We start from the raw sequence: 24625 nt of genomic DNA on the forward strand, positions 1-24625 counted from the left end.
TAATAAATAAAATCAAGCATATTGTTAATGAATTTTTTTATGGTTAATTGTTGTGAATTTAGTGAATGTACATAACCACATCATATTTCCTATTAAAATAGATATACTATACTTCCAAATATTTAATAATACCCCCTCCTTTTCCTCCGTTTCCTGTGAGGAGGGTAAAAAATATAGTACTAATTATTCTTTGGAAATAATTTTCATTATGCTATTGTTTTAATAGAAAATTGAATAGGCAAACCTAAAGAAATTTAGGGACGCAAAGCTATAGGGACTAAGGTTACTAACTATGTCAGCCAGTTGCCGAAGAGTACATTCTACTTTTTGTATAGTAAGGTTCATTAAAAAATGAAGCATTTTTCTGTTCGTTTTTGAATGATACCCTAATGCGAATTTAAAGCTGCTCTTTTTTGAGTAGCTTTTTTATGTGCTTCTTAGGAATTAATTCATCAGGAGGAATGTGTATGAAAGTTGTAAAGATTGCATCAGCAGCGGCATTAGTCTTCAATTTAGTAGGCGGCCCAATTAGCGTTTTTGCGAGTGCGAATCCAGATGGAAAAATTATGGTCGCTCCAGCAGAAGCTACTATTAATTCGACGCTTGCTTCAGTTAAAAAGTTCGACCTATACGGGAAAAGCATTTTAACTGCTTACAATGAAGTTTTTAAAATGCCCAACACGAATATTAAATCAATCACAAACAATGGTAGTAAATATAATAGCTCTACTATTGATAAAGCGATTGATGGCAATATGAATACGCACTGGGAAACGGGTAAGCCAAATAGTGCTACTTTCACAAATGAAGTTGTCATTAATTTTAACGAAACGACTACTTTAAACCGTATTGTATATGCGGCTCGTCAAGAAAGTACGAAAGGTAAAGGCTTTGCCGAGCAGTTTGAAATTTATAGTTCCACTTCAGATTCAGGCAATGATTTTACTCTCGTTTCTTCAGGTGAATATAAAGGTTCTACTGGAGATATTGTAGAAATTCAGTTTACTCCTACCGAATTTAAGCGAGTAAAATTCGTCTTCAAAAAAGCAAATCAAGATTGGGCAAGTGCAGCAGAGTTTCAATTTTATAAAGAAGACTCTGTAGCAGAAAAAATGAAAACATTATTTACAGATAACACTTATAGTACTGTAAGCAAAGAATTTAATTCAGTGGATGCAATCAATCAATTGGATGCAGAAGCACAGGGGCACCCTCTTTATTCTTTATATAAAGAAGATATTGAAAATGCTAAAGCCCTTATAGGTGCAGAAAAAACAGAAGCTATAACAGCAGTAACAACACCTTTTGACCATTATTCTAACGAAGCTTATTCTACTTTATTTAAAATGGACAACCAAAACATTGCAAGTTTCAGTAACAATGGAAAACATTACTGGGGTCAGGTTCTTGCTAATGCATTTGACGGAAATGTCAAAACATATTGGGAAACGAATACGAGTAACACTGCTAACTTCTCCAATGCAGTAGAAGTTACATTTAAGGACGCTGTAACACTTAATCGAATTGTTTACGGTGCAAGACCTTCTGACCGTAAAGGATTTGCTGAAGAGTTTGAGATTTATGGCTCAAAAACATCTAAGGGAGATACATATGAGCTTGTAGCAACAGGAAAACACAATATGGTTTCTGGTTTAGTTGAGGCGAAATTTGAACCAACTACATTTAAACGAGTGAAGTTCGTTTTCAAAAAATCAAATCAAAACTGGGCAACACTATCAGAGTTAGCGTTCTATAAGGAAGACAAACTAGACGAGAAGTTTTCTAAACTCTTTACGGATGGAACGATGAGTGCTGTTTCACCTGAATACAATAGCTTAGAGAAAATTAACGCTTTAGAACAAGAAGTAAAGGATCATCCTTTATTTGATACTTATAAAGAGCAGTTAGACTTAGCGAAAAAATTACTAAATGGCGAAGTAGTGACTGAAGGAAAAATTATCGTAGCAGAACAACATGGCGATATGGTGAAACACGCCCAGGAAAAATTAAAGTTTGGATTCGGTAACAATCTACAACCTACTGGGCTAGCTGCACAACCAGGAGATCAAATTATCGTGTATGTAGATGCTGCTGGAAATGGTCCTCTACCACGCTTAACCTTTGCTCAACAAGAAGGTGCTTGGAATAGCTGGAGACAAGGCGTAAACTTGAAAGTCGGTAAAAACGTCATAACAGTTCCTGCCATCCCAAAAACATCTGCTTATAATAAAGCGATTACGCCTGGCGGAACAATTTACATTGAAAATCCGTATACACAAGAACAACAAGGAAAAGCGCCTACATTACGATTTGAAGGTGTAGATAGAATTCCTTTTGCTACAAAAGATACAAATGTAGAAGAATTTAAACAGTTTTTAATCGATTATAAGAAAAAAATAGATGAAGACATTGCAAAACATCCAAATGTCCAAGATCGAGAAATTTTAGACATTGTGGAAGTCGTTAGTGACCACTTATTTTGGACAGGTACTGCAACAGGTGCTTATAAAACTTATATAGAAGATGGATATAGTCCATTACAAACTATCGAATCTTATAATCGCATGATGGATGAATTATTTAAATATAATGGTTTAGATGCTCGAAGCGAAAAACATGATCCAAAATTAATAAGAGAAAATGTAAGACTTGCTCAACCGTACTCATACATGTACGCAGCTGGCGATCATATCGGAACTCTTGATGATGTAGTAGCTTCCATCTTAGTACCTATCGAAGAAATAGGCGGTTCATGGGGCCTTATTCATGAAATCGGTCACCGTATGGATATTGGCGTAAGAACATTTGGAGAAGTAACTAATAACATGTTGCCACAGCATATGTCTGCATTTTACGGCAAGATCGATCAACGCATACCTTTCGAAGCAAACATTTATAAAAACGTATTAAAAGAAAATACAAAAGATTATAATGCGCAAGGTCTATTTGAAAAACTAGCTGTTTATTGGCAATTAGAAATGTATAGCCCAGGCTATTGGGGAAAACTAAATTCGCTATATCGCGAAAGAAATGTGTCATTAACAGATGGCGATCGCTCTAAACAACAATATTTAGTCGAATTCTCTTCAGAAGCACTTGGTTTAGATTTAAGTGAACATTTCGCTCGCCATGGGTTTGTCGTAAATGAAGATACAAAAGAAAAAACAAGCAAATATCCAAAACCAGATAAAAAAATATGGTACTTGAATAATAGTGCTGCTGGCTATAAAGGGAATGGTATGAAAGGTCAAGATGTAAAGGTTACTTTCGCATCTAACCAAGCAGCCAAAACTAACACATTGTATTTTAGTATTGATCAATCATATCAAGATGATTTCTTAGGCTATGAAATATTTAGAGATGGTGAATTAATTGGATTTACGAGTACCGCTCAATTTACCGATAAAAATGTAGATACGAGTAAAAACTATACTTACAAAGTCGTTGGCTACGACAAAAAATTAAATACGCTAAAACCAGTAGAAATTAAGGCATTTACTCCTACATTATCTGTAGAAGAGCATGTAACGCTTAAAATGCATCAAGCATTTGATCCTATGAATTATGTAAAAGCGATTTCTTATAACGGCCAAGATTTAACAAATAAAGTAGTCATTAAATCGAACAATGTAGACATTACGAAAAAAGGTAACTACGAAATCGTATATGAAATTACTGATGAAGGAATAAAAGAATCAAAAACAATCCTAGTAAACGTAACGAGTGATATTCAATATGCTTCAGATATGAACGCGAAATCAGCGAACATACAATATGGTGGTTTGAAAAAAGATACAGCAACACCCGGCACTCCTATTACACTTGTGAGACAAGGGCTAGATGTTATTTATGAAAAAGGCCTTGGTGCACATGCGAATTCAGAAGTTGTGTATGACATTGAAGGAAAAGGCTTTGATTTCTTTGAAAGCTATATTGGCATAGACCAAAACGTAAAAGGTAAAGCCTCATCTGCCACATTTGAAGTTTGGGTAGATGGCGAGAAAAAATTCGACAGTAAAGTATTCAAATCGAACACTGAACATGAGTTTGTAAAAGTTCCTGTTAAAGGAGCGAAAGAAGTAAAATTAGTTACAACTGATGCGAAAGATAATGGTAATTCATTTGACCATACAGTATGGGCGGATGCGAAGTTTACAAAAGACTCTAGTATTCCTACATTAACTATTTCTGAAGATTTAACGATGGTAAAGTTAAACAGTGATTTTGATCTTTTAAAAGATGCTACAGCATCTGATATTGAAGATGGTGATCTAAAACAGCAAGTTCAAGTAACAGCTAATGGCTTTACTTCAAATAAAACAGGTACTTATACAATTGAGTACTCTGTAAAAGATAGTGATAACAATGTTGCAACAGCAAGCAAAACAATTTATGTTTACAGCGATGAAAAATTTGCGTCTGATATGAATTGGAAATCCGCACAAACTGCTTGGAGCACAGTAAATAAAGATAAAGCTTCATCAGGTAGTTCGATTAAACTTCTTGTGAATGGCGAGAAAAAAGAATTTGCTAAAGGGATTGGTACTCATGCAAATTCTACTATTGTGTATGATCTTACAGACAAAAACTACGACTATTTTGAAACACTAGTAGGTGTAGACCAAAACATCGCTGAAAATAATAGCTCTAGTGTTACATTCAAAATTCTTGCAGATGGTCAAGAAGTTTATAATAGCGGAGTTATGAAATACAACACTGAAGCAAAATTAGTAAGAGTTCCATTAAATGGTGTAAAAGAATTAACGCTAATTGCAAATGATTCGAATAATGGCAATACATCTGACCATGCTAATTTCGCTAATGCGAAGTTTTATATTTCAAATGGATTACCAACGCTTTCTGTTCCAAAAGACATTGCTACGAAAGTTGGCACACCTATAGACATTAACGGAAGTTATTCTGCTACGGATGCTGAAGACGGCAATTTAACGGATGCTGTACAAGTAACTGGAGCAGATCAAGTTAACTTTAATCGTACTGGTAAGTATGAAATTACTTATACAGTAACAGATAGTGATGGCAATGAAGTAACGAAGAAACGATCAATCTCTGTCGTTAATATGGACGATTATCATTACCTGTCAGATTTTGACTGGAAATCGACTCAAAACAGTTACACAGCGCCTGTGAAAGATTTAGCTGTCATCAGCCACAATCCGATTCGATTAACTGGTGAAGATGGTACTGAGAAAACTTACGAAAAAGGTATTGGCGCTCATTCAAACTCTACAATCGTTTATGATTTAACAGATAAAAACGCAGATTACTTCACTTCATTTGTTGGTGTAGACCGTCAAATGTTTGGCTCTATTGGCTCTGTGACGTTCCAAGTCTTTGTTGACGGTGAAAAACAATTTGACAGTGGCTTAATGAATTCTAAAGATCCACAACAATTTATTGAAGTAAATATTAGTGGTGCGAAAGAACTTAAGTTAGTCGTTACTGACGGTGGAAACGGAAACGGCTCTGACCATGCTTCATGGGGAGATGCTAAATTACATTTTGCAAATCCAGACCGCGTGTTCACACAAGATTTAGAAGCAGCGATTGAAGAAGCAAAAGCAATCAATGCCGAGGACTACACTTCTGAAAGTATAGCTGCTTTACAAGCTAGCATTGCACATGCGGAAGAACTACTTGCTAATTCGCAAGCAACTCAAGTAGAAATTGATCAAGCTATAGAAGCACTAAAACAAGCACAAGCTGCATTAGTTGCAATCGATTTCGACCAAGTTATTGCAATACAAGATAACTATCTGAAAAAGGCTATTCAGCAAACGCTTGGGCTTACAGGAGAAATCACATTACGTGATATGTATAACCTTACTGACCTTCAAAGTCCAAATGCTCGAATCACAAGCTTGGAAGGCTTACAATACGCTAAAAATTTAGTTTCGCTCAATATTAGTGGAAATGAGATTACTGATTTCTCACCATTAAAAGATTTACAACAATTAGAGAATGTAAACGCGCATCCTCAAATTATTGTAATGAATAGCTTAAAAGGCCCTGTCATGACAGTGGAAAATGTTGTGAAAGGCTTAGACGGTAACTATTTAAATCCTGAACAAATCGGATTAAGACATACTAAAACGAATAAAGAAATCTATGTAGATGTTGCACAACTTGCACCAAATGCAAATCAGTTTACAATTGATTTATCAGAAGAAGATACAGGTTTTTATATGTTAGTCATTGCCTATAAGTTGAAAGAAGATACACTAATCCAAGTAACTTATTTAGTGGAAAATAAATAATATGAAAGGCGCCCAACGGTTTTTCCTTGGGCGCCTTTTTCTTTCGTCATTTCTTATTCTTCTCGATGTTGTATTACTTTAGCGACTTCCATTAGAATAACTGCCCCTAGTGCAAGCCCTGTTGCAATTAACCAGTCTGTCATGCCAAATTCACTTGGAATACCGAAAATATCACGGGTAAACGGTAAGACTGTCATGCCATACAATAGGAAGCCTAGCACAACCGCGCCAATGACATATTTATTGCTAAAAAACCCAAAGCTGATTGCTGTTTGTGTATTAGAACGCGCGACAAAGGTTTGCAGTGTTCTTGATAAAATTAGCGTAGTAAATGCCATTGCGACACCCATTTCATCCGAATGAGATAGCCCAATATAAAATGAAATAATTACGGCAACACTGATAAGCAAACCGCGCGTTATTACCGCTTTCATCGTTCCACCAGCAAATATCCCCTCATCAATTGGACGAGGTTTTTTCTCCATGACATTCGGTTCAGGCTTTTCTACCCCTAAAGCAATGGCAGGTAACGAATCATTCACAAGGTTAATAAATAACAACTGCAATGCCGTAAATGGATTAGGTAAATTAAATGTAACTGCGTATAGAATGGCAATAATAGCGCCTAAATTCCCTGCAAATAAATAATTTATGGCCTTCTTAATGTTATCATATACGGTTCTTCCTACTTGAACAGCATCAACGATTGAAACAAAGTTATCATCCGTTAAAATCATCGCGGCCGAATCTTTAGCAACGTCTGTCCCCGTTCCCATTGCAATACCAATATCCGCTTGTTTCAACGCTGGTGCGTCATTCACACCATCACCAGTCATCGCTGTAACAGCATCTTTTTTCTGCCATGCCCGTACGATCCGAATTTTATTTTCAGGAGATACGCGGGCATATACAGCAATACTTTCTAATTTTTGATCTAGCTCTTCTTCAGTCATGGCATCAAGCTCTTGACCGGTTACGGCAATATCATTTTCCTCCATTAATCCAATATCTCGACCAATGGCTTGTGCTGTTGTTTTATGATCACCCGTAATCATTATCGTACGAATACCAGCACTTTTCGCTTTCTCTATAGCGCTATAAACCGCTTCTCTAGGTGGGTCGATCATAGCTGTTAAACCAACTAATACGAGATCACGCTCATCGTCGTGGTTAATATTTGTTGTTCCATCTGGTAGACGCTTATAGCCATAAGCTAAAACCCTTAATGCCTGATTAGAGAAATTTTCATTCGCTTCCTTAAAACGATTTAATAATTCTTGAGTCACTGGTTGTTCTTCACCGTTTACTAGCACATGGCTAATACGGTTGAACATCACGTCGGGACCACCTTTTGTGAACATTAAATTTGCCCCATCAACGATATGTACCGTTGACATTAGCTTGCGATCCGAATCAAAAGGTATTTCTGTTACTCGCTCATACTTTGTACGCAGCTGCTCATAGTCACGCCCATTTTTATTCGCAAAGTTTATTAAGGCAACTTCTGTCGGATCCCCTACTTCTTGACCATCTTTATTGATGTATGAATCATTACAAAGTGCCGCTATCAGTACAAGCAAACGTTCTGATTCATTCCAATCATCAAGTTTTTCCGGCAATTGTTCATTATTAGTAGACGGTAAAAAATGATTCGTCACGGTCATCTTGTTTTGTGTCAATGTACCTGTTTTGTCTGTACAAATTATTCTTGTTGACCCTAACGTTTCGACTGCATGAAGCTTTCTAATGATTGCATGCTGTTTCGCCATTTTATGCGTCCCAACTGATAACACAATCGTTACGATAGATTGTAATGCTTCTGGTATGGCAGCAACTGCAATAGCTACAGAAAACATTAGCGCATTCAACAGTGCTGTTGTCGTATCCGTATGACTATCACCAAACCAAATACGTACAGCTTGTACTGCAAAAATGACGATACATAGCAATAGAACTCCAATACCAAGCTTTTTACTGAAGTCACTTAATTTTCGTTGCAGTGGCGTTTCTTTTTGCTCAGCTGTTGAAATCAAATTGGCAATTTTGCCGACCTCAGTATTTTTTGCAGTACTTGTAACAACAAAGGTTCCACGCCCGTACACGACTAATGAGCTGCTAAATACCATATTGCGACGATCACCAAGGGCCACTTCCCCGGAAATCGCTTCTACCGATTTCTCTACAGCTTCTGATTCACCGGTTAGCATCCCTTCATTTACTTTCAAAGAGCCACTTTCTAGCACACGTCCATCGGCAGGAACATAATCCCCCGCTTCAAGGAATACGATATCCCCTTTTACGAGCTCTTTAGCTGCTACAGTTTGTTTTGTTCCATTACGAATCACTTTCGCTGATGGTGCAGACATGTCTCGTAATGCCTCTAAGGAACTTTCCGCTTTTCTAGTCTGTACAACACTAATCACTGAGTTAACGAGGATAACTATAAAAATAATTACTGACTCAACTACTTCGCCGAGTAAAATTTGCACACCCGCTGCTACAAGTAGAACAATGACCATTGGATCTTTAAAGGTCTCTAAAAATAACTTCCAGGTAGACACTTTTGCTTGATCTTCTATTTCATTGTAGCCATCCCGCTCTAAACGCAATTGCACTTCCTCGTTGGATAAGCCCTTTTCGTTGGAATCCATTGCCTCTATAACGTCTTCTTTGCTACGATTGTAAAATTCCATTTAAACCCTCCTTGCTTAAGCGTTTTTTAGGTGCATTTTTATTTGCTTATACCCACTTATATATATCCCTTACTTTGCAAATCCTAAATATTATTATGTACCATTTCAAAAAAATCATGAAAAGTTGCAGACTAAGTTTAAAAAACACATAATACTTATTTTTATAAAGAAAACCGCTACTAATTCTATAGTAGCGGCTCTACTTTATCATACAAATAAATCTGACCAAAACCAATCCATTGCACCTGAATAAATTCCATATCAATTTAAACCCGTTACACATAACATCATGGCAATTCATACTATAGTTTATTAACCCTCGGATAGGAGGAATTCCGTTGTATTACAATCCATATTATGTTTATTCTAATCAATATCCTATGTGGATGTCAGCAAAACATACTTCACTTTCTCAATTACCTATACACATAGCAATGCCGACAAATAACACCGTATTCCCGCCAGTAAATACACATAGATTAAAATCATCAGCTAAAAGTATTCAGACGATTTTCCAGCAGGCTATTTTACTTGCAACTAAAATAGCGGAGTCAGAGCAGTTTTCACATGATCTCATGAATGCAGCACAACTTTCTAATAAAGCTGAAGTTGATAGATTAATCTCTTCAACAGGTATCACTAAAAAGTTCGAATCAAAATTCACCCCAAGTGCTATTCAAATTCATTTCTTTGACAGTTCTTGTTGTGGGCTAACCATGATTTTACATTGGTGAATGGGCAACGAGAAATTTACAAACATAAATATGAATTTAATTGAAATATACAACGTTATCGTTTCCATTATTATGTTCTAAGTGGACGCTTTTCCGCAAAAAAAATCTGTTCCACCATGAAGGGAACAGATTTTTCCTGCATCGAAAGGCGTAGCTGACAGATGCACTCGCCACCTTCCGTTTTTATAGAATGTTCGTGTTTTTATCGAAATAACTATTTATGAAATTAACTCACCTATGATTATAGACAACCAAAAGTGAAGTTTTTATCAACGACTGTCATACTCAATACACCTTCTGATGAAACATTCATCAGAAGCCAGTTATATGAATGTTTTGTCAGTACAATTAATGATTGGTAGAGGCAGAGGTAGATGCCGCAAACCTCTCCATACCATGAAGAACTGCAAACAATAAAACAGGGACATACATATAAATGATTAACCCTCTCAAATTGAACATCGCAATCATAAACAAAACGGTGCCTATAATGGAACATGCGATACTAATTGACCGAGGTAATTTAATAAAAAATAAGGTCCCTATCCCAAGCATCATTCCTAATAACAAAATCATTAATGAAAGTACCAAATAGTTTGTAACAACATGTAGTGAACTAGGGATGTTTGGAGTCGAGCCAAACAAAAGGATTAAAACAAATGTTAATACACCAAATATCATATACAAATTCCCTGTTTTCCTTCTTGTAAATAAAAGGATAGCCGTAAATATAAAATATATGATACATAAGAAACTAACAATTCCCAAATTATTCACCCTTTTTTAGAACATCATCATTCCAAGAGACAGAATAGCAATGGATGCAATAAATATTGCTAAAAGTACTTTCCAAACGAACTTCAGCCAAGTAGAATATTCTACTTTTGCAATACTTAAACCACCCATTACAACACCTGAAGTAGGTGTAAATAAGTTTACAATACCTGATCCTGCACTAAACACCATAATCATTACTTCTGGTGATAAACCTAATGTTTTTGTCAGAGGAGCAAAGATAGGCATCGAAACAGCGGCTAAGCCTGAAGATGAAGGAATTAAGAAAGACAGACCAATATAGATTAAATATGCAATGCTAACAAATGCAATACCGGAAATACCGTTAAGAATACTTGAAGCACTATCTAAAATCAATAAGTCTAATCCAGAGTTTGACATGATAAACGAAACACCTCTTGCAATACCAAGAATTAGTGCAACCCCTACCATATCAGCTGCTCCGACCATAAAGGAATCTACTAAATCCTTTTCTTTCAAGCGATAAACTAATCCAATGACGATAGCCATGATGATAAACCATGCCGATAATTCAGGGAAAGACCACTCGCCAAGAGGAGCACCAGTTAGGAATCCTGTATTATTAGCAAAGAAATTAACTCCGAATTCTCCCCATGGTATAACCCCTAAAATCATCACAGCGAATGCAAAAGCAAATAAGACTAATACAAGTTTTCTGCTACCAGTTAGTTCTAATGTTTCACCTTGATTACTACTGTATGCTTCTTTCGCACTTTTCCATTCAGCATCCGATAAAAGAGATCTCTTTGGATCTTTTTTCACTTGCATCGCATATCTCATAACAAAGAAAATAGCAATTGCTAAAGTAACAAGCCATAACATTACACCTATAAGAATCATTGATCCTTGGTTAACATCTACGCCTACTGATTTAGCAGCTGCGGCAGCAACCCCAGTTGCAAATGGGTTTACCGTCGAACCTAATGTACCGCACCCTGCTCCAAGCATTACTGTTGCAGCAGCTACAAGTGGGTCAAATCCAACAGCGAGCATAGTTGCAGTGATTAATGCATAAAAGGCTAAACTTTCCTCTGCCATACCATATGAAGTACCACCTAGAGAGAAAATGAACATTAAAATAGGAATTAAAATTAATTCTTTCCCGTTCATTTTTTTCACAATAGCTGCTACCCCAGCATCTAATGCACCTGTTTTAGTAACAACACCTAAAAATCCACCAATAATCAAAATGAAAAATGCTACGTCAATTGCTCCCGCTAAAGAACCTTCATTCCAAACACTAATAAGACTTCCTTCAGCAGATTTTAAGCTTTCTAAAGCTTGAGCAACCCCTTGGCTTTGCATGCTTTCAGTTATTTGAGTTTGGAGAGCTGAATCTTTAATTCCGATCATTCCAGTAATTGGGGCCATTAATACATCGCTTAATTTTGCAGGAATAACTTTAGGAATGAATTGAGTGATAAGACCTATGATTACTGTCAAAGCTAGGAGAACTGTATACGCGGTCGGGAATTGGAATTTTTTCTTTTTATTCTTTTTTTTCTCTTCCGTCATTTATTTCACCTTCTTTTAAAGTTATAACTTTAGATGCAAATGAACAACGTTTGACGCTGTCCATTTGCACATGTTTATGGTGTGATTATGCTTCTATAATTGTCCCAGTCTTACCTTGAAGAGCTTCTCTCGCCTTTTCTAAAGACGTGATAATCGCTTTTCCTTCTGGGTTATTTTTTACAAATTCAAGACATGCTTCCACTTTAGGTAGCATAGATCCTGGAGCAAAATGTCCTTCCTTAATGTATTGCTCTGCTTCAGAAACAGACATTTTTGCAAGTTCTTTTTGGTCCGGTTTATTAAAGTTGATGCAAACTCGATCAACAGCAGTTAAAATAACTAACATTTCAGCATTAAGGTCCTGAGCCAATTTCGAAGACGACTTGTCCTTATCGATAACCGCAGCAACACCTTCGACTTTGTCATTTTTCTTAATAACTGGGATGCCCCCTCCGCCAACAGTAATGACGATATCATCATGTTCAATTAATTGTTTCACGACATTTAATTGAACAATCTCTTTTGGCGTTGGAGATGGAACTACTCGTCTGTAGCCACGTCCTGCATCTTCTACAAATGTATAGTTCTTTTCTTTTGCGATTTGATCTGCTTCTTCTTTACTGTAGAACAAACCAATTGGCTTTGTTGGGTTTGTAAATGCCGGATCATTTTCATCGACAACTACTTCCGTAATTACGCAAGCCACTTCTTTATCAATGTTATGACTTGCTAATTCAGCCTTAATTGCTTGTTCTAAATGATAACCGATGTAGCCTTGACTCATAGCGCCACATTCTGGGAATGGCATAGCGGGTGTATTAGCACCATTTGAAGATGCATATTCCATCGCTAAGTTGATCATGCCGACTTGTGGACCATTACCATGACCAACAATAACTGTGCAGCCTTCTTCAACCAATTCGACAATTGTTTTCGCAGTTTGCTTCACAAGTTCTAACTGTTCTTCTGGTGTATCTCCAAGTGCATTTCCACCTAAAGCAATGACTAATTTTTTGCTCATGATACAGTCTCCTTTATGAACCAATTGTTGCTAACATAATTGCCTTAATTGTATGCATTCTGTTTTCTGCTTCATCAAATACTACAGATTGTTTCGATTCAAATACTTCATCTGTCACTTCAATTTCAGTAATACCGAATTTTTCGCCGACTGTCTTACCAACTTCTGTTTTTAAATCATGGAATGCAGGTAAGCAGTGCATGAAAATTGCCTCTGGATTTGCGTTATCCATAACAGCTTTATTCACTTGGAAAGGTTTTAATAATTTTAAGCGGCTTTCCCATACTTCGTCAGGTTCACCCATTGAAACCCATACGTCTGTATAAATTACATCTGCATTTTTAGTTCCAGCTTGTACATCTTCAGTTAATGTAATAGTTGCACCAGAAACTTTAGCAATTTCTTTACATTTTGCTACTAAATCTTCAGCCGGGAATAATTCTTTTGGAGCACATGCTGTAAAGTTCAAGCCCATTTTTGCACAGGCAACCATTAGGGAGTTACCCATATTGTTTCTTGCATCGCCCATATATACGAAGTTTACACCTTTTAAACGTCCAAGTTTTTCTTCGATTGTTAATAAGTCAGCGATCATTTGTGTTGGGTGGTATTCATCTGTTAAACCATTCCACACTGGTACGCCAGCATATTGAGCTAATTCTTCCACAAGCTCTTGTGAGAAACCACGATACTCAATACCGTCGTACATTCTTCCAAGAACGCGTGCTGTATCAGCAATCGACTCTTTTTTACCCATTTGAGATGAACCTGGATCTAAGAAAGTAACACCCATACCTAAATCGTGAGCTGCTACTTCAAAAGAGCAACGTGTACGAGTAGATGTTTTTTCAAAAAGAAGTACAATGTTTTTTCCTTTTAAAGTATCGTGTTTAATACCTGCTCTTTTTAAATCCTTTAAGTTCTTTGATAAATCAATTAGATAACGAATTTCTGCTGGTGTAAAATCCAATAATTTTAAAAATGAACGACCTCTTAAATTAACTCCCATAATATAGTTCCTCCATATTCCTATAAATTATTATTCTTCACGTAAAAGTGGCATTGACATACAACGTGGGCCCCCACGACCGCGTGATAATTCGGATGATGGGATAATGTGAAGTGTAATACCATGCTGTTCTAATAATTCGTTTGTCACATAATTTCGTGAATACACAACTACATGACCAGGCTTGATGCATAATGTATTTGAACCATCGTTCCATTGCTCGCGTTCAGCAGCAATTGCGTCGCCACGACCGCAAGGAATAAGAGTTACACTATCCAATTTTAGGTAAGTAGATAAAATTTTATCTAATTCCATGTTTAATTTTTCAATTTTTAATTCTTCGCCTTCACCTTTAGTAATAGCAAATACTTGTAGTGGGCCTTGAATACCTGGGTGGATTGTAAATTTGTCATAATCCACTTGTGTAAATACTGTATCTAAGTGCATGTAAGCACGAGTTTTTGGAATATCGATAGCTAAAACAGTATTCACTAAATTTCCTTCTGTTTTGAAGAATAATTGTTTTGCAAATTCTTCAATCGCTTCTGGAGTAGTACGTTGAGAAATACCTACTGCAACTACTTCTGCAGAAAGGTTTAAAATATCTCCACCCTCAATAGAAGCTACAAAATCTCTGTCGAATACTTTTTGAGTTCCTTTGTATTCTGGGTGGTATTTGAAAATGTAGTCAGCATAAATTGTTTCTCGATTTCGAGTAACTGAATACATTCTGTTTAAGCTAATTTTGTCACCAACTGTAGCAAATGGATCTCGAGTGAAATACAAGTTTGGCATTGGGTCAGTAATAAATGGATATGATTGATCCACTAAAGAAGCTAAATTAACTTGATCACTTGCTGGGATTTCTTCTCTTCTGATACCCGCCATTGTTTTTTGGATTAATTCTTTATTATCTTTAAAAGCATTTAAATAATCATGTACTTGTTGGGCTGTTTTAGGACAATTCACACCAGCTTCTTTAATGAATTGATTAATAAATTCTTCTTTTACTTTAGGATCGTTTATAGCTTCAGCAGCAAGTTCGTCTAAATAAACAACTTCTACTCCATTTTCACGTAAAATATCTGCGAATGCGTCATGCTCTTTTTGAGCTTGCTCAAGCCATGGTATATCATCAAACAAAAGTCTTTCTAAATATTCAGGCGTTAAGTTTTCAACCTCTTGCCCTGGTCTGTGTAATAACACTTTCTTCAAGGGCATGATCTCGTTTCTTACATTTACTCGCAAAACTATTTCCTCCTTCTGGGCTACGAATTAAAAAAAATTCTTGGTAAAAAAAGTGGTATGAATTTAACTCCGAAAACTATTCCCTCCTTTGTTGTCAAGTATTTTTTTTGAGGCATGAATTATTGTTTCTCATTTCCTCAAAAATATTCTTGGTAAAAAAAGTAGTGCATATTAATTGGAGAAGATCTAAATCCCAATAGCAAACTCTGTATTGTTCTGTAAATTCGCTTTTTGTGTATTTCTTATATTCAGAATTTTCAATCATATAATTCTCCTAACACAAGACGACAACCTGATGTACCAATATCAAATTACTACCACACTACTCCGGTTTTATGTCATCTGCGTTTACAATATTGTTATACAATTAAAATAAATTGATTTCAATGTTTTTTTGCTCGAAAACACTATTTTTTCTTCGTTTTTTCACAAAATATTAACATTTTATCACAAACCAACATTTTATCATTTTTCAATTTCGTGTTTATTTTTTTCATTTTAAGTAAACTATGTAGGTGAATACGACTAATATAAAATAAATAAAATAATATAAATCTACAATCAGATAAAAAATGTGTTTTTGGGACTATTTAAAATATGCTTCATTTTTCTCATATGGAATATATGAAAAACTGTGTACAAAACTCGAACTTGAAATTCTCAAGAACACAAGCAATGTAGATTAATTAACTATTAAATGGTGGATTATTAAAAATAGGTGTATATTGCCAAATTCGGAGGTGACAAATTATTTAATATAGTGTGGTTTATTGGAGAGAAAGTGCGGATTTTAATTAAAAAAAACCGTTTTCATTCAAAAACAGTGCTTTATGTTAACTATTTCTTTGGATAAATAAGAGAAATTTATTATAAAGGATTTGCCTTAGAGGCTGAATTTTCTCGTAAAGAGGATCATATTTAGGTGAAAAAAAAAAGAGAGCTTTTGTGGAGAAATACGTCTACCGTTAAAGGCATCATTATGCAACTTCTTACATAAAAAATGCATTTTCTTTTTTAATCCTAACAAAAATATATTGTAGCTATTAATTTTTTATTAAAAAATAACAGCAACTCTTTTTAAATTCGATAAAACTGTATATATCGATTTTGACATACAACTTAAATAATAATAAGTGCCAATTTAGGTGAAAAGCCCTGATATGGCACTTATTTAAAAATATGTTGTATATCGATTTCGACAAATGGCAAAATCACGGATTTCTTTTATCTGGTATGCTCATGCAACAAATAAAAAAGGTTCGTGTACTTTTTACCACAAACACTATATCGCTAAATTAATCTTCCATATGTATCCTTTTGCTTAAAATAAACCATACTATTGTTCATTATTATATAAAGGGTGAAAACATGGAGTATACGAATGATATTACCAACACTGTTATGCATGAAACGAAAAAACCTGTCATACTCATCGTTGTTGATTCACTTATGAGACAATCCATCCAAAAACTCATTCAAGAAGGAAAAGCCCCTGCTTTTTCATTTTTAATAAAAAACGGACAATTTCTCCCAGAAGTAATTAGTTCTTATCCTACTATGTCAGTTACAATTGACAGCACTTTGTTAACTGGTACTTATGCTGATCAACATAAAATCCCAGGCCTTATATGGTATAAGAAAGATGAAAATCGCATAATTAGCTATGGAAGCGGCGTAAGTGAAATATGGAGTCTTGGTGTGAAGAATGTTGTTCTAGACGGTATTGTTAATTTAAACAAAGAGCATTTGAACAAAAATGTTCAGACCATTCACGAAGAACTTTCAAAGGGGGGTATGCAATCTGCCTCTATCAATGGACTTTTATATCGGGGGAATTATCGCCAACTATTAAATGTTCCAAAGCTCATTTCAGCTATGGGACTTCTACCAAATAAAATTGATATGAACGGACCTTTATTGCTTTCATTGGGAACATTTTCTCATAAAAGCGCCAAAAATAAATACCAAATGTTTATTTGGAGAAAATTTGGGTTTAATAATCAATTTAGCGTTAACGAGTTGATTTTTTTAATTGAACAAAATAAATTACCTTCATTTACTCTCGCATATTTACCAGATGCAGACAGTCATATACACAAAAACGGGCCAGAGGATATAAAGCCTATTGAAAAAGCAGATCAATATATTCAACAGCTACTAAATTCTTACTCGACTTGGGAGGAAGCTATTGAAAAGGTAGTTTGGATCGTGCATGGAGATAGTGGCCAAACAAAGGTTATTAAAGATAAGAACACTGCGCTAATTGATTTAAATGATTTGTTGAAAGACTATACATTTTGGGAACGTAATAAGAGTGGCGAAATTGCAATCGCTATTAACGAGAGAATGGCGTACATTAACTTAATTAAAGAAAACATTGATCTTTCAAAAATAATAGAGACATTAAAAAAAGATATGCGAATTGGTATTATTGCATGGAAAGAAGGAGAAACAAACTATGTTACTTCTCCACAATCCAATAATACGTTTACATTTTCACCAACTGGTTCATATAAGGACTTGTATAACCAATCATGGAAAATAGATGGTGATCATTCAATATTAAATTTAAAGATCGATAATCAGGGACTTATCGAATATAACGATTATCCAGATGCTCTAGCAAGGCTTCATGGTGCCCTGTATTCACATGAAGGTCGATTTATTATTGTAGATGCAAAGCCTCAATTTGAATTTATTGAAAAACATAGTCATAACCATGTTGGTGGAGGAGCACATGGCTCTTTACACAAAATCGATTCCCTTGTTCCTCTCATAATCGCTGGTACCCATGAAAAACCTGAATACAATAGATTGATCGATATTAAAAATTGGATACTTAAATTAACAAAATGACTCGCATCAATAGAAGTTATGAATACTAGCGTCCAAATTTATAAAAGGCAAAATCTGAATGGGCATATATTGGATTTTTAGGCTTTATCCTATTAATGAAATATATGCTCTTAAGACTTATTGCAACGATTCTTATATATTACATACGAAAAATTCCAATTTAAAAGTGGTTGCGGGATGGTGCGATTCCTTTATTAGTAATACTATTAAAAATAAGGATATTGAATTAATAAGCATTTCTACAACAAGCATTTGTAGGAAAAGAAACTTAAATCTTTATAGTGCATTCAGGGGGAGGATTATTAATGGAAGAAACGACTACTATTCAAGTTCAAGCAGTAACTAAAAGTTTCGGTAAAAAAGTCGTATTAAAAGACATCAACTTTGATATTAAAGAAGGCCGCATTTATGGTTTTATTGGACCTTCGGGAGCTGGAAAAACAACTTTAGTAAAGATGATGGTTGGGATGGATATTCCAGATAAAGGTTCTATCTATTTATTAGGTGAAAAAATGCCCAATTTAAATATCTTGCAGCAAATTGGGTATATGGCACAATCAGACGCGTTATACACAGCTCTTACGGGGAAGGAAAATCTTATGTTTTTCGCTTCGCTTTTCAAGCTAGATAAATCTGAAAAACAGAAACGCATTGCCTATGCCGCAGAACTTGTCAATTTAACCGCGGATCTTAATAAAAGAGTAGCAGCTTATTCAGGAGGGATGAAACGTCGATTATCTCTTGCAATCGCTTTAATTCAAAACCCCCAAATTTTAATTTTAGACGAACCTACAGTCGGAATTGACCCTGAGTTAAGATTAAGCATTTGGAATGAGTTAGTAAGATTGAAAAACGAAGAAGGAAAAACCATAATTGTAACGACTCACATAATGGATGAAGCAGAAAAATGTGATTATATTGCAATGGTTAGAGATGGTTCACTTATTGCGACTGGCACACCTCGACAATTGAAAGATCAATATGCAGTTAATAGTTTAGATGAGGTATTCTTAGGTGCAGGGAGGCAAGCACAATGAGAATAGTAGCATTAGTTAAGAGAATTTTATTGCAAATATTTAGAGATAAACGTACATTGGCTCTTCTCTTTGTTGCTCCATTATTAGTATTAACACTTATGAATCTAGTCTTTAATGGAAATACCGTTTCCCCTGTTTTGGGAGTAACTAATGGGGATCCGCAAATAATCAAAAAATTAAATGATGAAGATATAATAGTACTAGATTATGACAAAGTTTCTAATATAAATGAAACTATAGTAGATAATAATTTAGATGGTTTTTTACAAGTAGAAGATGATAAAACAACATTAATATTGCTTAATGACGATCCTACAATAGCGAAAAGCTTAGAAATGAAAGTAAAGCAAATCTATAGTAAAGAAACTCAATTGAAATTAATGGAATCTATCGGGATGCAAAGCCAATTACTTTCACAGGACTCGATGGAGACAAGTTATATTTACGGTAGCAGTGAAACAGAGCTTTTCGATACTTTTAGTCCTATTTTAGTAGGGTTCTTTGTCTTCTTTTTCGTGTTCTTAATTTCTGGCATAGGTTTATTAAGCGAAAGAACGACCGGTACGTTAGAACGTTTAATGGCAACACCTATTAAACGAGGAGAAATTGTCACAGGCTATCTTATTGGCTATGGTTTATTAGCACTCATACAGACCGTTATTATTGTGTTGTATGCGATACATGTGTTGGATATGGTTTTAGTTGGCTCAATTTGGAATGTCATTTTAATTAATATTATCGTAGCACTTGTCGCTTTGTCGCTTGGTATATTATTATCTTCTTTTGCGAGTTCAGAATTTCAGATGGTTCAATTCATTCCATTAATAATCGTACCTCAAGTATTCTTTTCAGGTATTTTCTCTATTGAGGGCATGGCGGATTGGTTACAAGTATTCGCGAAGCTTATGCCTTTGTATTATGCAGCAGATGCTCTAAAAGGAGTAATGTATCAAGGTTTGGGTTTGTCTGACATTAGTAGTAATTTATATATTTTATTAGCTTTTGCAATAGTTTTTATCGTTTTAAATTTGTTTGCTTTGAAAAAGTATCGTAAGCTATAAAATTGAAAATGATATAGCGTTAACTCTCCTGCGGGGGGCTTTAGCTCACATGACTGCCGCTAGCTTTCGTCACAAAAAAAAGATCGCTATTCCCGTAGGAGTCTCGCCGATTTCGCTTCAAACAACTGGCAAGTCATTTTTGATAATGTTTTGCCTAAAATAGAATAGGCAAAAGCATAACCCAAAAACCTAGCTATACATATGCTGAGTTAATAATTTATAGGCATCTTCATTAAGGAAGGATGAAATTATTAGCGCAAATATGAATTACAATGATCAACTAGCTCAGTTCACATTTGATGTAAATACTAGCACGCTTTTTAAAAAAGATGATCAAAACTTTATTAATATTCTTGGCATTAAACAGCTAAACACATTGGAGAATGTGTCTCTATTAGATATTTTTCTTAGTAAGAGTAATGTAGTTGAGCCCCATTACCACCAAAATGCAGCAGAGCTTGTTTATTGTATATCCGGGGCTGCAATAGTGTCATTATTAAATCCCTATACTAAGCAAATTCAAAACTACCCAATAACTCCCGGGCAAGTAGCAAATATACCTCAAGGATGGTGGCACTACGAAATCGCTACGGTCGATAACACACATCTTCTAGCTATTTTTGATGCACCAACACCCGAAGTAATATTAGGGTCAGATATTTTGAAATTCACACCATCTAATGTCATGGCGCATACGTATTGTTTAGATGAAAATCAATGGAAGAAAACTATCGAACCGATACAACCATCAACATATATCGGTCCTTATAAAGATTGCAACAGATTGCAACAAGCTACTTATACCCCTCATTCGCAATATTTTAGAGCTTATCCACACGAAGTATTTCCTTATCAAAGTCACTTTATTTATCCCTATTAACCTATCCTCACGTTCTAAATGTTTATAGGCAATATAGATTCATAGAAGCTCTATCACTGTAGACAAACTCAAAAAAATTGAGTTTAGCTACAGTGTTTTTTATTACAAAATAAACATAGTCATTTCACAATGAAATGACTATGTTTCTGCTCAATGTTCAGCGTTTCCCTGATAAAAACCACGATTCACATAGGAAATAGTGGCTTCCCACTTTTTTGTGGTATTGACCTAATTTTGAATTCTATTGACCTTATTCTTGTTTCTATTGACCTAATTTTGAATTCTATTGACCATATTTCGAATTCTATTGACCTTATTTTCGATTCTATTGACCTTATTTAATATAGTGTCTATTACTTGACACTATACTCTCGATTAATCAGCTGAAAATATGGTGTATTTTTGGAGTTTAACAGTACCGTCTGCGCACAATCTAATGAAAGTAGCCATTAACGCTTTACATGAATGCAACATCCCAGACAGCCAAATTCATTATGAATTCATTGGACCTGCAATGCTATTGAATACGAAGTAAGGTGGACTAGCCCTTGATTGTGCAAGGGCTAGTTTTTTATAACATATATAGATTGCTAATTACGGGGGTTTCTTTTATCCGAAAAACGACATTGACTGTTTTTATTGCACGTCAATTTCATAAATTACTTTTCTTTTACCATCTTTCGCAAACCAGATGATTTTGTTATCTTTGACAATTGGTTGAACATTCGATAGCTTGAAATCTGGTAATGTGCGAACTGGCGAAGTCATTTCACCTAGACCATTTACATACACATATTTAAAATCACCCATTATCAGATCCTTGGAGTATTCCTGCCATAGCACAACAAATTTATCATCTGTTACTTTTACGAGTGTCGGTGTCGTTGTATAAAGCTTCGTTTTTTCATAATTAGCTATAACCGTTTTTGTCATTTGTTGATTTGAATACGAAAAATCTTTCGTAATCGCATATACATAAACATTGCGTTTATCTGCATCACCATTGACTAAATCAAAAGAAGTATACTCATAATTGTTATTTTGATTGATAGAATTAAACGCAACCAAATAATGGCTGCTAGATTGTTCAAATCCACCGATTGAAACTCCTGTCACATTGGCGCCTCTTTTGCCTGAAATATCAAAGAAAGATAGCACTTCATTTTCCCCATCAATGGTCTTTTTATGTAACACAAGACTACGTGGATATGCATCACCATGATCTAAATACACTGTTGCATCGCCATCCATCGTAACGTATTGATCAAAGGAATGGCTAACATGGTTCCATTGAAATGGTGATAATTCATTAATAACTTGCATCGTGTTTGTGTCGATTTCAATCGTTAATTGGGACTGATGATTTTTTCCGTCCTCACTCGTATAACGCTCACGGGATGTATGATAGGCTAATATATCGCCATACTCTGCCATGCGCCCTCCTGATGAAGCATTAAAAGGAATTGTTGTTGTAATGTCGTGTCCCTTAATAGAAGCAGCGCTAATACGGTTAAAGTTTTTGTCGTATTTGACAATGCGAATGACTTCCTTATTGCTTTCCTCAGTATTAGTTGCACCATATGAAATATAGTTATATTTTTCGCCACTATAAAACACACCAAACTTCTGCAGCTCTCTTTTTACCTTTTTTGATGCTAGCTTTTTATAGTTACTATCATAGGTTGTGATGACAATTTCATCCTCTACCTCCAACAGTGAAATCGTCCCACCATTATTTTCAAATACGAAATCCTTCACTTGATCTGCCCAACTTGGGTGATTGCTTGACTTTAAATTTACCCCCCAAGCAAGCTTGCCAAGCTGATGCACACCAGGAATTGGCTCTGTTGTTATGTTCACTTTTTTCGCTTTTTGATCATAGCCTACTTCAAATCCAAGAAGTGATGCAAGATCATTGAGTTTGAAATATGTATTGCCATCGATTAAATACGTTTTCAAATTATGAGTTTTGCCGTTTATTAATAGCTTTGTAGAATTATTGCTAATTTTTTTTGGCGTATTTTTTTTATCTCTATATGTGTAGTAGCCAAATACATATTTTTGTTTCGGAATAATTTCAATGACTTTACTCTTTTTATCCAAGTTAAAATTAAATTTGCTCGACTCATTCACTAAGAGTTGTGCAAGATCACTAAGTTGCAAATAGTTGTCGCCGTTAATATTATAAACGCTTGCTCTATCCGGCTCATCATTTAACAAAATATCTACCATTTGTGGCTTCGCATCAATTTTCTTTGCCTCAACCTTCATCGGTATGACTACACACAAAAGCATCAGTATCATGACAACTAGCTTTTTAAAGTATTTCATTTTACACCTCATATTTTATTTTCACCCAATTGAACAATTGGACAGGATTATTATAGTGTATTTGGTAAATAATATAAATGGTTTGAGGAATTTTGATTAGTTGAGTGTAGGGTAGAGGTTAGAATAAAGTTATATGAAATCTAATGAAAAAGGTAAAAATATTAAAGATTGTAAACAATGGAACATCGATTTTTATAATATTAAACACAGAAAAATAACATAGATACTTCGAGCTGTTGTCGTGGATATTGAGGTATAATCACACTACTTAAATGTCTATTTCTTAAAAGAAGATATACCGATTGATAAATTCACTTTCTTATACAGGTATTGATTTTCGATACAACTTGTAAACTAAGCAAATGTACATACAATCATAGAATAGAATGGAAATGGAAATAATTGTAAAGAAGCTTGTTTTGATATACATATAGGCCGCAATAGAAATGCATAAAGTACCGAGCATTTTAAAAATGGCGATTGCTAACGATTGCCCCTTCAAATTCCCTCTAAAAAACAATAAAGAGATGAACAGACCTGACATCATTAAGTTTTGTGAAAAAGCAATGTATTTCCCTTCATAATCATGAGTCTCATGTGTGATCAAAAGTATTATGAAAAAACAAAAGCCTAGTGTAATGAAGAAAGATGAATAAAAAAGCTTCCTAGAAAGGTATTTTTTGAATTCCTTTCGACCATAAATTAAATATTGCATCAGTATGACAATATCTAAGGCAAACCAAATCATCGTGATTTTCTGTTGTAAATCATTTATTGGGTAAATGAATGCAAAAATGAATTCCCATGAAATATTCGCACAAATTGCGACCATTGGCATGCCATATGCTTGATCTCGAAATCCTCGAAATATTATTAGCATGTACGTCACAATCCAAAACAGACCCATCCCTAATTGCAACACTAAATACCAATTAATTTGATTTGTCAAATACACCATCCTTTAAAAAATAAGAACCGTTGCTTGTCTTTGTTACCATATGAGTGGATTGGTATTTCTTATTCGAATTTTTCCTTTTTCTGCCCAATAATTCTACACTTACAGAAAAAGCATGGAGGATTAAGCGTTTAGAAGTTTTTTATGCTTATCGGAAGCATAGATAATGATTCTACGTCAGCAATTTCATT

Annotated in this window: 13 protein-coding genes and 1 riboswitch; of the genes, 6 read left to right on the forward strand and 7 right to left on the reverse strand. The window is 35.0% G+C overall.

What is annotated here, in order from left to right; translation table 11 throughout:
- The first annotated feature begins 227 nt into the window (after window positions 1-227).
- Window positions 228-311: riboswitch (cyclic di-GMP riboswitch) on the forward strand.
- A gap of 156 nt (window positions 312-467) precedes the next feature.
- A complete protein-coding gene (locus AAFN87_RS13390) occupies window positions 468-6278 on the forward strand; it encodes an NPCBM/NEW2 domain-containing protein (protein ID WP_347791585.1) in 5811 nt (1936 codons plus the stop codon).
- Window positions 6279-6331: 53 nt separating this feature from the next.
- Here AAFN87_RS13390 and AAFN87_RS13395 read toward each other — a convergent pair whose 3' ends face one another.
- Window positions 6332-8971 carry a cation-translocating P-type ATPase gene (locus AAFN87_RS13395; RefSeq protein ID WP_347791586.1) on the reverse strand — a complete coding sequence of 880 codons (2640 nt, stop codon included), beginning with the start codon at window positions 8969-8971 and terminating at the stop codon, window positions 6332-6334.
- 338 nt (window positions 8972-9309) lie between these two features.
- Here AAFN87_RS13395 and AAFN87_RS13400 point away from each other — a divergent pair, with 338 nt between their 5' ends.
- Entirely contained in the window at window positions 9310-9705 is a 396-nt protein-coding gene (locus AAFN87_RS13400) for a YuzC family spore coat inner layer protein (RefSeq protein WP_347791587.1), read from the forward strand.
- A 783-nt stretch (window positions 9706-10488) separates the two neighbouring features.
- Here AAFN87_RS13400 and AAFN87_RS13405 read toward each other — a convergent pair.
- From AAFN87_RS13405 to arcA, 4 genes are all read right to left on the reverse strand, one after another.
- The gene (locus tag AAFN87_RS13405) at window positions 10489-12036 is read right to left on the reverse strand and encodes a YfcC family protein (protein WP_347791588.1); all 1548 of its coding nucleotides are present in this window, start codon (window positions 12034-12036) and stop codon (window positions 10489-10491) included.
- An 85-nt stretch (window positions 12037-12121) separates the two neighbouring features.
- A complete protein-coding gene (arcC, locus tag AAFN87_RS13410; protein WP_347791589.1) occupies window positions 12122-13057 on the reverse strand; it encodes a carbamate kinase in 936 nt (311 codons plus the stop codon).
- A 13-nt stretch (window positions 13058-13070) separates the two neighbouring features.
- Entirely contained in the window at window positions 13071-14066 is a 996-nt protein-coding gene (argF, locus tag AAFN87_RS13415) for an ornithine carbamoyltransferase (protein ID WP_347791590.1), read from the reverse strand.
- 30 nt (window positions 14067-14096) lie between these two features.
- Entirely contained in the window at window positions 14097-15320 is a 1224-nt protein-coding gene (arcA, locus tag AAFN87_RS13420; RefSeq protein WP_347791768.1) for an arginine deiminase, read from the reverse strand.
- A 1362-nt stretch (window positions 15321-16682) separates the two neighbouring features.
- Here arcA and AAFN87_RS13425 point away from each other — a divergent pair.
- The 4 genes from AAFN87_RS13425 (at window position 16683) to AAFN87_RS13440 (ending at window position 21148) form a co-directional block, all read left to right on the forward strand.
- Window positions 16683-18170, forward strand: coding sequence for an alkaline phosphatase family protein (locus AAFN87_RS13425; protein ID WP_347791591.1), 1488 nt, complete (start codon window positions 16683-16685; stop codon window positions 18168-18170).
- Between the two features lie 305 nt (window positions 18171-18475).
- Complete coding sequence (locus tag AAFN87_RS13430) at window positions 18476-19207, forward strand: ABC transporter ATP-binding protein (RefSeq protein WP_347791592.1); 732 nt, start codon at window positions 18476-18478, stop codon at window positions 19205-19207.
- Entirely contained in the window at window positions 19204-20268 is a 1065-nt protein-coding gene (locus tag AAFN87_RS13435) for an ABC transporter permease (RefSeq protein ID WP_347791593.1), read from the forward strand. Before AAFN87_RS13430 ends, AAFN87_RS13435 begins: the two co-directional genes overlap by 4 nt.
- 262 nt (window positions 20269-20530) lie before the next feature.
- Window positions 20531-21148, forward strand: a complete 618-nt coding sequence (locus tag AAFN87_RS13440; protein WP_347791594.1) for a cupin domain-containing protein — start codon at window positions 20531-20533, stop codon at window positions 21146-21148.
- A 636-nt stretch (window positions 21149-21784) separates the two neighbouring features.
- Here AAFN87_RS13440 and AAFN87_RS13445 read toward each other — a convergent pair.
- Entirely contained in the window at window positions 21785-23479 is a 1695-nt protein-coding gene (locus AAFN87_RS13445) for a hypothetical protein (protein ID WP_347791595.1), read from the reverse strand.
- Between the two features lie 319 nt (window positions 23480-23798).
- Entirely contained in the window at window positions 23799-24428 is a 630-nt protein-coding gene (locus AAFN87_RS13450) for a transmembrane-type terpene cyclase (protein ID WP_347791596.1), read from the reverse strand.
- Window positions 24429-24625 lie beyond the last annotated feature (197 nt).

The sequence above is a fragment of the Solibacillus sp. CAU 1738 genome (genome assembly GCF_039888725.1).
GTDB lineage: Bacteria > Bacillota > Bacilli > Bacillales_A > Planococcaceae > Metasolibacillus.

Bases quoted from the DNA above. Each gene is read 5' to 3' on its own strand.
- AAFN87_RS13430 (WP_347791592.1), top strand. From the start codon at position 18,476: ATGGAAGAAACGACTACTATTCAAGTTCAAGCAGTAACTAAAAGTTTC.
- AAFN87_RS13425 (WP_347791591.1), top strand. From the start codon at position 16,683: ATGGAGTATACGAATGATATTACCAACACTGTTATGCATGAAACGAAA.
- AAFN87_RS13390 (WP_347791585.1), top strand. From the start codon at position 468: ATGAAAGTTGTAAAGATTGCATCAGCAGCGGCATTAGTCTTCAATTTA.
- AAFN87_RS13440 (WP_347791594.1), top strand. From the start codon at position 20,531: ATGAATTACAATGATCAACTAGCTCAGTTCACATTTGATGTAAATACT.
- AAFN87_RS13395 (WP_347791586.1), bottom strand. From the start codon at position 8,971: ATGGAATTTTACAATCGTAGCAAAGAAGACGTTATAGAGGCAATGGAT.
- arcC (WP_347791589.1), bottom strand. From the start codon at position 13,057: ATGAGCAAAAAATTAGTCATTGCTTTAGGTGGAAATGCACTTGGAGAT.
- AAFN87_RS13435 (WP_347791593.1), top strand. From the start codon at position 19,204: ATGAGAATAGTAGCATTAGTTAAGAGAATTTTATTGCAAATATTTAGA.
- AAFN87_RS13405 (WP_347791588.1), bottom strand. From the start codon at position 12,036: ATGACGGAAGAGAAAAAAAAGAATAAAAAGAAAAAATTCCAATTCCCG.
- AAFN87_RS13445 (WP_347791595.1), bottom strand. From the start codon at position 23,479: ATGAAATACTTTAAAAAGCTAGTTGTCATGATACTGATGCTTTTGTGT.
- argF (WP_347791590.1), bottom strand. From the start codon at position 14,066: ATGGGAGTTAATTTAAGAGGTCGTTCATTTTTAAAATTATTGGATTTT.